The organism is Microcystis sp. M49636_WE2 (genome assembly GCF_030065375.1).
Lineage (GTDB): Bacteria > Cyanobacteriota > Cyanobacteriia > Cyanobacteriales > Microcystaceae > Microcystis > Microcystis aeruginosa_C.
Map to the genome: position 1 here is coordinate 1 of NZ_JASJFG010000956.1, position 13128 is coordinate 13128.

At 40.0% G+C, this 13128-nt stretch carries 13 protein-coding genes and 1 pseudogene; 11 read left to right on the forward strand and 3 right to left on the reverse strand.

Translation table 11 applies throughout. The features are described 5' to 3' along the window. A partial coding sequence (locus PX484_RS21975) for a type ISP restriction/modification enzyme (protein ID WP_353853254.1) occupies positions 1 to 226 on the forward strand: 226 nt, incomplete at its 5' end. Positions 227 to 338: 112 nt separating this feature from the next. Here the strand turns inward: PX484_RS21975 and PX484_RS26145 are convergent. The 3 genes and pseudogenes from PX484_RS26145 to PX484_RS21985 all read right to left on the reverse strand — a co-directional run. Continuing rightward, a pseudogene (locus PX484_RS26145) lies at positions 339 to 446 on the reverse strand (PIN-like domain-containing protein); the annotation flags it as partial. 64 nt (positions 447 to 510) lie between these two features. Further along, a complete protein-coding gene (locus PX484_RS21980; RefSeq protein ID WP_287765557.1) occupies positions 511 to 1167 on the reverse strand; it encodes a hypothetical protein in 657 nt (218 codons plus the stop codon). Between the two features lie 2 nt (positions 1168 to 1169). Then, positions 1170 to 2159: an ImmA/IrrE family metallo-endopeptidase gene (locus tag PX484_RS21985; protein ID WP_287665995.1), complete on the reverse strand. Its 990-nt coding sequence runs from the start codon at positions 2157 to 2159 to the stop codon at positions 1170 to 1172. Positions 2160 to 2381: 222 nt separating this feature from the next. Here PX484_RS21985 and secA point away from each other — a divergent pair, with 222 nt between their 5' ends. The 10 genes from secA to PX484_RS22035 all read left to right on the forward strand — a co-directional run bounded on the left by secA (position 2382) and on the right by PX484_RS22035 (position 13017). Further along, a complete protein-coding gene (secA, locus tag PX484_RS21990) occupies positions 2382 to 5198 on the forward strand; it encodes a preprotein translocase subunit SecA (RefSeq protein ID WP_287665992.1) in 2817 nt (938 codons plus the stop codon). A 297-nt stretch (positions 5199 to 5495) separates the two neighbouring features. After that, positions 5496 to 5633 carry a hypothetical protein gene (locus PX484_RS21995; protein ID WP_284526030.1) on the forward strand — a complete coding sequence of 46 codons (138 nt, stop codon included), beginning with the start codon at positions 5496 to 5498 and terminating at the stop codon, positions 5631 to 5633. Between the two features lie 175 nt (positions 5634 to 5808). Next, positions 5809 to 6996: an AAA family ATPase gene (locus PX484_RS22000; RefSeq protein WP_287665984.1), complete on the forward strand. Its 1188-nt coding sequence runs from the start codon at positions 5809 to 5811 to the stop codon at positions 6994 to 6996. A gap of 24 nt (positions 6997 to 7020) precedes the next feature. Continuing rightward, positions 7021 to 7632, forward strand: coding sequence for a DUF4276 family protein (locus PX484_RS22005; protein ID WP_002799501.1), 612 nt, complete (start codon positions 7021 to 7023; stop codon positions 7630 to 7632). A 548-nt stretch (positions 7633 to 8180) separates the two neighbouring features. Continuing rightward, positions 8181 to 8660, forward strand: coding sequence for a 2-C-methyl-D-erythritol 2,4-cyclodiphosphate synthase (gene ispF / locus PX484_RS22010; protein ID WP_002800432.1), 480 nt, complete (start codon positions 8181 to 8183; stop codon positions 8658 to 8660). Between the two features lie 41 nt (positions 8661 to 8701). Then, positions 8702 to 8929, forward strand: coding sequence for a type II toxin-antitoxin system VapB family antitoxin (vapB, locus tag PX484_RS22015; protein WP_002800430.1), 228 nt, complete (start codon positions 8702 to 8704; stop codon positions 8927 to 8929). After that, the gene (locus PX484_RS22020) at positions 8929 to 9315 is read left to right on the forward strand and encodes a type II toxin-antitoxin system VapC family toxin (protein WP_043997655.1); all 387 of its coding nucleotides are present in this window, start codon (positions 8929 to 8931) and stop codon (positions 9313 to 9315) included. Before vapB ends, PX484_RS22020 begins: the two co-directional genes overlap by 1 nt. 92 nt (positions 9316 to 9407) lie before the next feature. Beyond that, the gene (gene argS / locus PX484_RS22025; RefSeq protein ID WP_288105492.1) at positions 9408 to 11165 is read left to right on the forward strand and encodes an arginine--tRNA ligase; all 1758 of its coding nucleotides are present in this window, start codon (positions 9408 to 9410) and stop codon (positions 11163 to 11165) included. Between the two features lie 670 nt (positions 11166 to 11835). Further along, the gene (locus tag PX484_RS22030; protein ID WP_287665976.1) at positions 11836 to 12228 is read left to right on the forward strand and encodes a Mo-dependent nitrogenase C-terminal domain-containing protein; all 393 of its coding nucleotides are present in this window, start codon (positions 11836 to 11838) and stop codon (positions 12226 to 12228) included. Positions 12229 to 12258: 30 nt separating this feature from the next. Beyond that, a complete protein-coding gene (locus tag PX484_RS22035) occupies positions 12259 to 13017 on the forward strand; it encodes a hypothetical protein (RefSeq protein WP_287765552.1) in 759 nt (252 codons plus the stop codon). Positions 13018 to 13128 lie beyond the last annotated feature (111 nt).

A 13128-nucleotide genomic window follows, 5' to 3' on the forward strand; every position in this document is an offset into this window, starting at 1 on the left:
TAATTCTGACCAGTATTTTGCGGGGATTCCGCCTCAAATTTGGAACTTTTATATCGGCGGTTATCAAGTGTGTCAGAAGTGGCTAAAAGACCGCAAAGGTCGCCACCTTAGCTACGATGACCTAGAACATTATCAACAAATTATCTCCATTTTGGGAGAATCGATCGCAATTATGGAAACTATAGATATAATTATCCATAAATATGGTGGTTTCCCCTTTAGTTAAGCCACCGGTGAGAGAAGATTAACACTAAATCCGTTGAGTATAGGCTACATATTGGGAGAGGCAAAAGGCAAAAGGGAGAATAAATAATCAGTTTTTAATAACCAGATTTAGTATTACCAGAAACTAGAACAAATACTTGAGCCTGATAACGAGCTATCTGTTGAACTTCTAAAATATTTCTACCAATGTTTACATCTTTAGTTAATACTATCCATCCTTGTTAATATTTTGGTGAAGTTGTTGGGATGAGATTATCGGCTATCGTTTCATTTTAGCTAATTTTGCTATCCTGGAGGGTAGGGATAAAGTAAGTTTCCGGTTTCTTTTCTTAATTCCCTAATTTCAGTTTTTAACGCTTCTCTGACTTCCTGCTCCGCTGATTCTCTGCTATAACCGAATATAAATTTAAGATTAGTGTCACAATCGCAAACGGGATAAATTTTCTCTTGAATACACTGAAATCCATAAATTTCAATGTCTTTTAAAATTAATTGTTCTAAACACCATATTTTACCTTGAAGATAGCCAGTAATCTGATTAGTTTCAGGAACATTTAAATTTTTCAAGCAGCGTTTATCTCCCGTGAGTAAATAGCTTAAATTATTTTGTTTATTCAAGTAGCTAACATAACTGATGAGAATAGCCTCACCTATATCTATTCCTTCGATTTTCTGTAATTGAATAAAATCCTCTTGATTGATATTATTGATTGATATTTTATCGCAGGCTTCAACCACAAATAAAGCATCCTCTAGGTTATATTTAACAGGGTTTCTCTTCCTTTTTTGTTGCGGTTCCCTTTTAAATTTATATTTAAATGTCTCAAGAATTTTAACTTGATTAATTTCAACTCCAAAGGTATTGAGGGTTTTCTCAAATAAGCTATAGGTGGACAATTTTAGGATAATGTCATTATCCAAACAATAAACAGAACCTATCAAGGTTAAACTCCTAACACCTTTTCTAGATACTCGTAGGTTTCGTCATCAAATTTATCCCAGTCTAACTGATTGGCCAAATATTCATTAATAATCTTATTGCCATTTGGGTTGGGTTCTAATACTTTTAAAGTAGCCATGGGTAAAGCAAAGTAGTTGTTATGCCATCCATAGTTCAGAATAATTGCACCTATGTCAATATCCGGATGATGAGAGATAAAATGTTCTTGAACATATTTACTGAATTTTTCAGTATTTGGGAATTTCCCATCCCCAAGGCAGTTATCATAATCACCTAGGAGTAATTTAGTGGCAAATTGATTAGCTTCTTTTTCTTCGCTATCATTATCAAATTTAATCTCTTCATCAACTAATACCCCATCTTTTAGATGTGCTAATGCTAAATGTCCTAACTCGTGCGCTAAGTCAAAAGCGAGTCTTGCCGACTGTTGATATTTTGAACTAAGAATAATTACAGGACAAGTGGAATGCCATTGAATTAATCCAGCAAATTTCTTAGTTTTGTTAGGAAAATGATCAAAGTATCCCACCGCTATTCCCTGAGACCAACAATAGTCTAAAAGAGAGGTCAAGTCAACCTTTGGCCAGTGACTTAAGATGTCTTTCCTGATGGTTTTAGCATCCTTAGATAAAGGGGTATAATTAACTTCAACCCCCAAGGAAATTAACTCAGCAAAACGACTCGCTAAAGCTTGTGCTAGATGGGGATGTTGGTTATTCTGGCTATTGTGCTGTTTAAATTTAGTATGGGGAGGTCGATTAAATTTGACCTTTTCTTGAGGGGTTAATAAGGATGAGAGGTCAAGATTGAGGTTTTTGGCGATATAACCTGCCCCTTCTAGGACCGCAACGGGTTTATCATTGAGTTCATCATCCCACCAACTGGGCAAGCCATTTTTTCGGACATAATTTTTTTTAAGTCCGATTTTTGAGAGTTTCCCGTAGAGGGCTGCCATGGTAAGGCTTTCTGTCATGGTTTCACCCTCCTTTGTCGGCAATACTAAGTTTTTTAAGGTTTTAGGGAATCAAAGTAGATGAGCATATTCTTTTCTCTAAGATACCATCTCTAACTTAATTTTTGCCCACTGGCAAGAGTCCCTTTTCACCGATAAATGACTCTCTACTCCCAACGAGAGTGATACAATTGTTAACACCACAGATCAAGAGCCAATCGAAGCGAGAGAATAAAAACTGCTATGTTAAAAGCCCTACTCGGAGACCCTAACGCCCGCAAAATTAAAAAATTTCAGCCCCTCGTCACCGAAATCAACCTGCTGGAAGAAGACATTAAAAACCTGTCCGATGAGGAATTAAGGAGCAAAACCAGCGAATTTAAGGAAAGATTGGACAAAGCAAGAAATTATGACGAAAGAGAGGAGATTCTCGAGGAAATCCTCCCCGAAGCTTTCGCCATTGTCCGGGAAGCGGGAATCCGAGTCTTAGGGATGCGTCACTTTGACGTGCAGTTATTGGGGGGAATGGTACTCCACAAAGGACAAATCGCCGAGATGAAAACCGGGGAAGGAAAAACCCTAGTTGCCACACTCCCCGCTTATTTGAATGGATTGACCGGAAAAGGGGTTCACGTCGTCACCGTTAACGATTATCTCGCCCGTCGTGACGCGGAATGGATGGGGCAGGTACACCGCTTTTTAGGGTTAAGTGTGGGACTAATTCAATCCGGCATGAGTCCGGAAGAAAGAAAGAAAAATTATGCCTGTGACATCACCTACACCACTAACAGCGAACTCGGCTTTGATTATCTGCGCGATAACATGGCTACAGTGATGGGGGAAGTTGTCCAAAGACCCTTTAACTACTGCGTTATCGACGAAGTGGACTCCATTCTTATTGATGAAGCGAGAACCCCATTAATTATATCAGGAGCGATTGATCGACCCACAGAAAAATATATTCTCGCCGCCGAAATCGCCAAACAATTAGTGCGCCAAGAAGTAGAAGACGGACCGGGAGACTACGAAGTTAACGAAAAAGACCGTAACGTTTTAATGACCGATGAAGGCTTTAAAAGAGCGGAAGAACTATTAGAAGTTACCGATTTATACGACCAAGAAAATCCCTGGGCGCACTATATTTCTAACGCTATTCGTGCCAAAGAACTCCAGAAAAAAGACGTTAACTATATCGTCCGCAGTGGTGAAATTGTTATCGTTGATGAGTTCACGGGACGGGTATTACCGGGGCGACGTTGGGGCGATGGTTTACATCAGGCAGTGGAGGCTAAGGAAGGGGTAGAAATTCAACAGGAAACCCAAACCTTAGCCACGATTACCTATCAAAACTTTTTCCTACTCTATCCGAAATTATCTGGCATGACCGGGACGGCCAAAACCGAAGAAACGGAACTAGAAAAAGTCTATAACCTGCAAGTAACAATTATTCCCACTAATCGCGTTTCTCGTCGGCAAGATTTAGCCGATGTGGTCTATAAAAATGAACAGGCAAAATGGAACGCCGTCGCCGAAGAATGTCAACAAATGCACGAACAGGGTCGCCCGGTTTTAGTCGGTACTACCAGTGTGGAAAAATCGGAAGTGCTTTCGCTTTTATTACAGGAAAGAAAGATTCCCCATAACTTACTTAATGCTCGTCCGGAAAACGTGGAAAGGGAATCGGAAATCGTCGCCCAAGCAGGCCGGGCCGGAGCCGTAACTATTGCCACAAACATGGCGGGACGGGGAACCGATATCATCCTCGGTGGTAACTCCGATTATATGGCCCGATTGAAAATTCGCGAGTATTTAATGCCCAAATTAGTTATGCCCGAGGATGACAATCTGGCCTTTAGTTTACCCAGTTTAGGAGAACGCAATCGCCCGCAAGGATTCGCCCCGGGTAAGAAGAAAAAAAACTGGCGTGCCTCGGCGGAAATTTTTCCCACCGAGTTACCGAAAGAGGTAGAAAATGCCCTGAAAGAAGCGGTTAAATTTGCCGTTGATACCCACGGAACTCAAAGTTTACTCGAATTAGAAGTAGAAGAAAAAATCGCCATCGCAGCCGAAAAAGCCCCCACGGATGACCAAGTTATTCAAAAGTTACGTGAAGTCTATAAATTAATTCGCAAAACCTATGAAGATTACACGGGTAAAGAACACGATGAAGTAGTAGAAAGAGGCGGACTGCACGTTATCGGGACGGAACGCCACGAATCCCGCCGTATTGACAACCAATTGCGAGGCCGGGCGGGCAGACAGGGCGACCCCGGTTCTACACGCTTCTTTTTAAGCCTAGAAGACAATTTATTGCGGATTTTTGGGGGCGACCGCGTGGCCGGTTTAATGGATGCCTTCCGGGTGGAAGAAGATATGCCCATTGAGTCGGGAATGTTAACTCGTTCCTTGGAAGGAGCGCAAAGAAAAGTGGAAACCTTCTATTATGATGCCAGGAAACAGGTGTTTGAATACGACGAGGTGATGAATAATCAACGACGCGCTATTTATGCCGAACGTCGTCGGGTTTTGGAGGGGATGGACCTAAAAGAACAGGTGCTGCAATACGCCGAAAAAACCATGGATGAAATCGTCATGGCTTATGTTAATCCCGAACTGCCGGCGGAAGAATGGGATTTGGAAAAACTGATTAGTAAATCTCAGGAATTCGTCTATCTGTTGGCAGATATTACCGCTAAAGATGTCGAGGATATGAGTGTTAATGATATCAAGATGTTCCTACACGAAGAAGTTCGCAAAGCCTACGAAATTAAAGAACGTCAAGTGGATAATATTCGCGCCGGTTTAATGCGCGATGCCGAACGTTATTTTATCCTGCAACAAATCGATATGTTATGGCGCGAACACCTGCAAGCTATGGAAGCTTTACGCGAGTCGATTGGTTTACGCGGTTACGGTCAAAAAGACCCTCTGATTGAGTATAAACAGGAAGGCTACGAGATGTTTTTAGAAATGATGATTGATATCCGTCGTAACGTGGTTTATTCCCTGTTCCAATTCCAACCGCAAGGACAACCCCAAGCAGTGGCTAGTGAACAGTAAAAACTAAAAGTTGGCTTAAATTCGGGAGAATTGGCTAAGGCTGATTCTCTCATTTTTTTCTACCGAGAAATCAGTCACCCACAATCCACACTAGGACAAAAATTATCAGTCCGATTACTCCATAGGACAACAACGACCCCAAAAAATTGATGATTTGTATGGGAAAATGAATCAAAACTTGGTAAGTAAAATCCGTAACTGCCAGCAAGGCAGTGAAAAACATAATCACAAGTGTTATCATATTTAATATCTTCTCAATCTGATAGAATAAATGGCTATCCTTTGCGGTAATCGGCAGTGGATAGTCAGAAGTTAGGAGATTATCCCCAAGAAAAAACTCGGAGTGCGGTAGAATCGGGAGAGCGTTGGGTTTCATGCTTCAACCGTTCGGCAAAAGCTCACGGCCGAAGCCCAACCTACGTTCTTGTTAAATAAGATTTAGTATAACTTGATCGCTGTTAAAATTGCGGTAGAATCAGGAGAGCTAATTTGCTATAACCAGTCCAGAAGAGCGAGATTACTAAAAATTGACCAGTTTTTTGCGGGAACTGGGAAAATTAACAGCTAATCTGGGACAAGACGAGCTAAAAGCAGCAGAGAGCAACAATCAATGTCTAAAAACTCTATACCTCGAATCGAAAATCTGCGCGTGCAAAATTACCGAGCTTTACAGGACTTAGAATTAAAAAGCATTGCTCCTTTAACCGTTTTTCTCGGTCCTAATGGGAGCGGAAAATCTACCATATTTGATGTCTTTGCTTTCCTCTCTGAATGTTTTACTGTTGGTTTAAAAAAAGCTTGGGACAGACGGGGAAGATTTAAAGAATTAAGAACCAGAGGACAAGAAGGTTACATCATTATCGAATTAAAATATCGAGAAAAATTGGCATCACCTTTAATTACCTATCATTTGGCTATTAATGAAGCTAACAATCGCCCTTATGTTGCCGAAGAATGGTTACAGTGGAGACAAGGAGCGAGGGGCAAACCTTATCGCTTTTTAAACTTTAAAGAAGGGGAAGGAATAGTGATTAGTGGAGAAAATCCCCAAGAAGAAGATGAACGAATTTATGAACGATTAGACTCCTCAGAATTTTTAGCTGTTAGTACCCTCGGACAATTGGCCAAACATCCCCGGGTTAGTGCTTTGCGTCGTTTTATCACAAGTTGGTATCTTTCCTACTTAACCGCAGATAATACTCGCACTCAACCAGAAGCAGGAGCGCAAGAAAGATTATCGCCAACTGGTGACAATTTACCTAATGTTATTCAATATTTAAAAGAAGATCATCCTCAACGATTAAAATCTATTTTACAAACCCTTTCTCGTCGAATTCCTAGATTAGAAAAAGTCGAAGCATCTATTATGCCGAATGGACAGCTTTTACTTCAAATTAAAGACGCACCTTTTCAAGAGCCAATTCTTTCCAAATTTGCCTCCGATGGCACTTTAAAAATGTTGGCTTATTTAACTATATTATACGATCCAAGCCCTCCGCAAGTACTGGGAATAGAAGAACCAGAAAATCATCTTCATCCCCGTTTATTACCTGAATTAGCAGAAGAATGTCGGGCAGCGACCGCAAGTACACAATTAATGGTAACAACTCATTCTCCCTTTTTTGTAGATGGTTTGAAACCAGAGGAGGTTTGGGTACTTTATCGAGATGAAAATGGTTTTACTCAAGCTAAACGTACTTCAGCAATGCAAGGAGTTAAGGAATTTATTCAAAATGGTGCTTTGTTGGGTCAATTATGGATGGAGGACTATTTTGATGTGGGTAATCCTAGCATTTAAGTTTAATAGCAAAGGAGGGAAAAAGTGCATCTTGAATTTTTAGTTGAAGAATTTTCTACCCAAGAATGTTTAAATCAAATTTTACCTAAAATATTATTTGAGAATGTCACCTATAAAATTCATGCCTTTCGAGGTAAATCCGATTTAATCAAAAAACTACCGGAGCGATTAAAAGGCTATCAATGCTGGATACCCGATGATTATCGAATCATTATTCTTGTAGATAGAGACAATGAAGATTGTCAAATGCTCAAAGAAAAGTTAGAAAATATTGCCCAACAAACAGGACTGATCACCAAAACGATTAGTGAAGATAAAAAAACATTTCAGGTGTTAAATAGAATTGCTATAGAAGAACTAGAAGCTTGGTTTTTTGGTGATATTCAGGCTATAGTCTCAGCCTATCCCAAAGTTTCTACTAATGTGGGACAGCAAGCAAAATACAGAAAACCCGATGAAATTACGGGCGGAACTTGGGAAAACTTAGAAAAGATACTTCAAAAAGCTGGGTATCATCGAGGAGGTTTAGAAAAAGTGAAAGCAGCCCGAGAAATTTCTCAATTTATGACTCCTGCTCATAATTGTTCTCCTAGTTTTCAGATTTTTTATCAAGGTTTATTGGCGATGATTAGCTAAGGATATTTAGGAAAGTAAATGATGAAACTGCTAGATCACTGTCAAGGATAAATCGATTTTTAACTGTTGAATAAATTGTTGCATAATTGTTCAAAATTCGGTGTTTAACTATAGCGTTTCCTAAGCTAGTGAGGTACACCTATTTTTCTTCCCTTTTGCATGAGTGCCTAAAACCCATAACTTTTGTACCTCAGCAGACTGAAAAACGCTATAAATCTTATTGAAAAAGAACGTAGGTTGGTTTGAAGCATGAAACCCAACCCTCTCCTGATTCTACCGCAATTTTAACAGCGATCGAGTTATACTAAATCTTATTTAACAAGTATAGAGTGGCAAGTGAGAAGTGGGTTTTTAAAGTTGGATTAGCAGTTAATGATACTATCAAAAATTAATTTAGTATAAGCTTTCATTGTATTAGGAAAAACTTCAGCAGAATAGTTCATCCTTCCTAGCTAATTAGCTAATAAGGACAAGTGAGGGAAAATATTTCCCCGTTTCCTGTTCCCTTTGCGATAAGATAATTAATATAACTTCAAAGGTACTGCTCTATGAATATTCGTATTGGTAACGGCTACGATATCCACCGATTGGTAACAGGAAGACCTTTAATTTTAGGAGGAGTAGAGATTGCCCATACTGTCGGTTTATTGGGTCACAGTGATGCCGATGTCTTAACCCACGCTATTATGGATGCCATGCTGGGTGCGCTTAGTTTAGGCGATATCGGTCATTATTTTCCCCCCACAGACCCACAATGGCAAGGGGCGAATAGTTTAAAATTATTAGAGCAAGTTAATCAGTTAATTATCGATAAAGGTTGGCGGATTAATAATATTGATTCGGTAATTGTCGCCGAAAAACCGAAAATGAAACCCCACCTCAGTGCGATGCGAGCCAAGTTAGCAGCAACTCTCAAGATTAATCCGGACCAGGTGGGAATTAAAGCCACTACTAACGAACAATTAGGACCGGTGGGACGAGAAGAAGGTATCGCAGTTTATGCCGTGGTTTTATTGGTTAAGGAATAAGTAATTAGTAAGAATTAGCTCAAATTAAGTATCCCAAACCTATGAATATAGACACAAAAATCTTAGAAACTGTCGAAACAATGCCAGAGTTCTTAAAAATAGAGCTGCTTCACTATGCTGAATATTTGATGGCCAATTATCAATCAGATGCTATTATAGAGAAACCTTCTCTTAGAAAACGTCGTTCAGGAATTTTACAAGGTACATTTACCTTACCTTTGTCCGATGACTTTGATGAGTCTTTGGAAGATTTTCAGGAATATATGTGATGACATCTTTTCTTCTGGACACCCATACTTTCATCTGGTTAACTGAAAACGATCCTAACTTACCTAATAATCTTCGGGAGGAAATTGATTTTGCTCCTGAAGTTTATGTCAGTATTGTTAGTCTCTGGGAAATCGCGATTAAGTTAAATTTAGGTAAGTTAGTCCTACAAAAAAGTTATGAAACCATTGAAACTAAACTAGAAGCATCAGATATAACCTTACTGTCTATATCATTTTCTGATACTCTAAAAATTTGTACTTTACCCTTGCATCACCGTGATCCATTTGATAGAATGCTAATTGCTCAGTCTCTAAACAAATCACTAATTCTAATTAGTAAAGATACTAAATTTGATGCTTATAATGTACCAAGAAAATGGACATAATACCCCGTCCGGCTCAATTTTATTCAAGATGAGAGCAAGATAAATTTCCTCATTACCCATAGATTTCTAACATTCATTGCTAAATTCTCTCTATGACTGCCATTATCCAACAAATAAAAGAGCGTTTTTCCCAATCCCTAGTTAAATCCTTTGGGGAAAACTTCGCCGCTACCGATCCCCTAATTGTCGCCGCTAGTAACCCCCGTTTTGGCGATTATCAATGTAATATTTCCCTCTCTTTAGCCAAAGAATTAAAACAAAAACCCCGAGAAGTGGCGACAACTTTACTAAAAAATCTAGAGATAGATGATCTCTGTCAACCCCCCGAAATTGCTGGACCCGGTTTTATCAATCTTACCCTTAAACCCAGTTATCTAGAAACCCAATTAAAAGACCTAATTACTGACAACCGTTTAGGAGTTGCCGCTGCTAACCCCAGTCAAAAAATTATTGTCGATTTTTCCAGTCCCAATATTGCCAAAGAAATGCACGTCGGTCACTTGCGATCGACTATAATCGGTGATTGTATTGCTCGGATTTTGGAATTTCGTCATCATCAAGTAATTCGTCTTAATCACGTCGGGGATTGGGGGACTCAATTCGGGATGTTAATCACCTATCTACAAGAAGCTTATCCTAGTGCTTTAACCCAAGCAGATGCTCTCGATTTAGGGGATTTAGTTAGCTTTTATAAAAAGGCTAAAATTCGTTTTGATGAAGACGAAAACTTTAAAGAAACTGCCCGCCAAGCCGTAGTAAAATTACAGTCGGGTGATCCTCAAAGTCGTCAAGCATGGCAGTTACTTTGTCAACAATCACGACGGGAATTTCAGAAAATCTATGATATTCTCGATATAAAACTAACCGAAAGGGGGGAATCTTTTTATAATCCCTACCTTGAGACAGTAATCAGACAATTAGATCAACAGGGATTGCTAACAGAAGACAACGGCGCTTTATGCGTCTTTCTCGATGGTTTTACCAACAAAGAGGGCGATCCTTTACCCCTAATTGTCAAGAAATCCGACGGCGGTTATAATTACGCTACCACCGATTTAGCGGCAATTTGTTATCGAGTGCGGCAAGATAAAGCCGCAAGAATAATTTATGTTACCGATGCTGGACAAGCTAACCATTTTGCCCAAGTATTTCAGGTGGCTAAAAAAGCGGGATTTTTACCCGATAATGTGGCAGTGGTTCACGTCGCTTTTGGATTAGTTTTAGGGGAAGATGGTAAAAAATTAAAAACTCGTTCCGGGGAGACGGTAAAATTACAAGAATTACTCGATCAAGCGATTGCCTGTTCCCTAGCTGACTTAGAAAAAAGACTGGCAAGCGAGGAAAGAGAAGAAACCAGCGATTTTATCGCTAAGACTGCCGAAACTGTCGGTTTAAGTGCCGTTAAATACGCCGATCTCAGCCAAAATCGCAATAGTAACTACGTTTTCAGTTACGACAAAATGCTCAATCTGCAAGGCAACACCGCCCCCTATATGCTGTACGCTTACGCTAGGGTCCAGAGTATCAGTCGCGAAGGTGGTATTAATTTTCAGGATTTAAGTGCCAATTCATCGCTAATTCTCAAGGATGAAAGCGAATTAATTCTGGCTAAACAATTACTGCAATTTCCGGAAGTAATTAGTGCCGTGGAAGAAGATTTATTACCCAATCGTTTATGTGATTATCTTTACGAACTAAGTAAAAAGTATAATCGTTTCTACGAGAATTGTCCCGTTCTGAAAGCGGCAGAACCGATTAAAACCTCTCGTTTAGTCTTGTGTGATTTAACGGCAAGAACCCTAAAATTAGGCTTATCTCTGCTAGGAATTCCCGTTTTGGAAAGAATGTAAATCAGTTATCAGTTATCAGTTATCAGTTATCAGTTCACAGCAAAAAACTCCTGGCTCTTCTAGGTTCTGTGTGATAAGTTTAACTTACTCTATGATCGATCAATCTTTGTGTCCTTTGTGTCTTTGTGGTTCCTTCCACTCGGTCTCGCGTAGCGAGCGCGTTGCGACCGCCAGCAGGACTGTATCTTAGAATACATTTTGCCCACCAAACCTAAGAGAGCCAACTACCCAATTCATAATTCATAATTCATAATTGATAATTCCCACATCCCACCCCTTGCATTGCGTATCTTTGACAAAACTGGGTGCTATTTTATACCCAGAAAAAGTGTACTATGCTGACGTGAAAAAACCTGAGTTTTTGCTAACCTAGAAATAGCTCTAATCAGAGCCAATATCTTTGGGCGAAGCTTAGAGATTAATCTAGTTAAACTCACTGGTGACGTTATCTTATTGTCGTCTGTTGCCTATTAGCTTTCAGGTGATAACTCGGAGACAGGGAATTAGTACAAAAGTTCAAATTTCCTCTCCGCATCCCCAGCGTTCCTGTGTAGTCTTAACGAGTAATTTTATCCCAGAGATGTTATCTTTAAAGCGGCCAACTATCCGAACATCCTAGAGGATTTTCGGGAAAGAGTATTCGTCCTCTCGTAATCTCAGATAGAACCTTATGAGTCAATCAATAGAAGGTAAGGCTATGGCTGATGCTGATGTATCAGATTATACCACAAATAAAATAATTTTGTCTAATTGGATCGCCCCTTGGTCGAAAGGCAATCGGAAAAACCCGTCACCGCAACCAAAATGGGATTTATGGCAACCCCTGCGGCAACGAATTGATCGCCTAGAGATTAATACACCTGCACTAGCTCATCGGATTTGTCGTCTAATTCCGGCTCAATGTCCCTTTGCGCGGAAAATTACCCTATTTAGCTGGACAATTCTAGAGATTCCGCCCCTTTGCAAGCTAAATCCCCTCTACGAAAACCTAATGATGTTAAGATTTCGCGCTCTTTCTTACCTAGCCGATGAATGTGGAGAGGATATCGGTGCTTACTGCTAAAATGGGAGAGTGTCTTTAATCGCCACACCTATGGCCATCATCGCTCTGAAAGCTTGGTATCTGGACAAATACGAACCTATCCGCGAGGTTATCAAACGTCCCCACGACTTGCGCTTAAGTCGCAATAGTCTCTTAAAATCGGGTTTAAGAGCCGATTTTCTCGATGATAGTCTGACAATACAGGGTTCTGTCTGGTTCCAACGCTATCTAGAAGGGGAAAGGGTGGAATTTTACCTCGAAGGTAGTGGCGGTTACGTCATCTCGAATATTGACCTGATTTCCCAAGAAATTTACTTTACTAAACAGGACCTCAGCGCCTGGTTGGATCCCGTCATTTATTTTAGCTCCCAAAGCCAATTTAAGGACTCTAGCACCGCTTTAAAAACAGTTTTGACCGAAACCGTCGAAAATCTCAATAAACGCTCCCGTTTGCCCTTAACCATCGAAGAAACGCCCCGAACTGAGGGCAATGTCACCAGATTGAGTGATAGTCAATTACGCCAAATTCGCAAAAGTTTATTATTTATTGCCGATGCTACGGCGATTAGCCAAAAGGAAACGGAATTACTGCCTAGTCCCCTAGTGGGTGTAGAATTAGGTTATGCGATCGCTTGTAAACAGGGCGGACAAATTCTGCTAACCTATCAAAATCGGGCGGAATTAAAGGGTAAACTAGCTTTTGACCTGCCAAGCTACCAAAAATTAATTTTCTCGGATCCTAGCGAATTGCGTCTCACTTTTCCGCCTTTAATGGCAACTTTATTACAAAAATTCAATCTGATTAGTTAAAAAAATGAGTAGAAAAGCTGACGAGTACGCTGTACATTTGTTCTTAAGCAGTGGACATCGCGAGGAAGTCCGTTTTTTGACCATCCAAGAATTTCAAAAGTGGTACAGTAA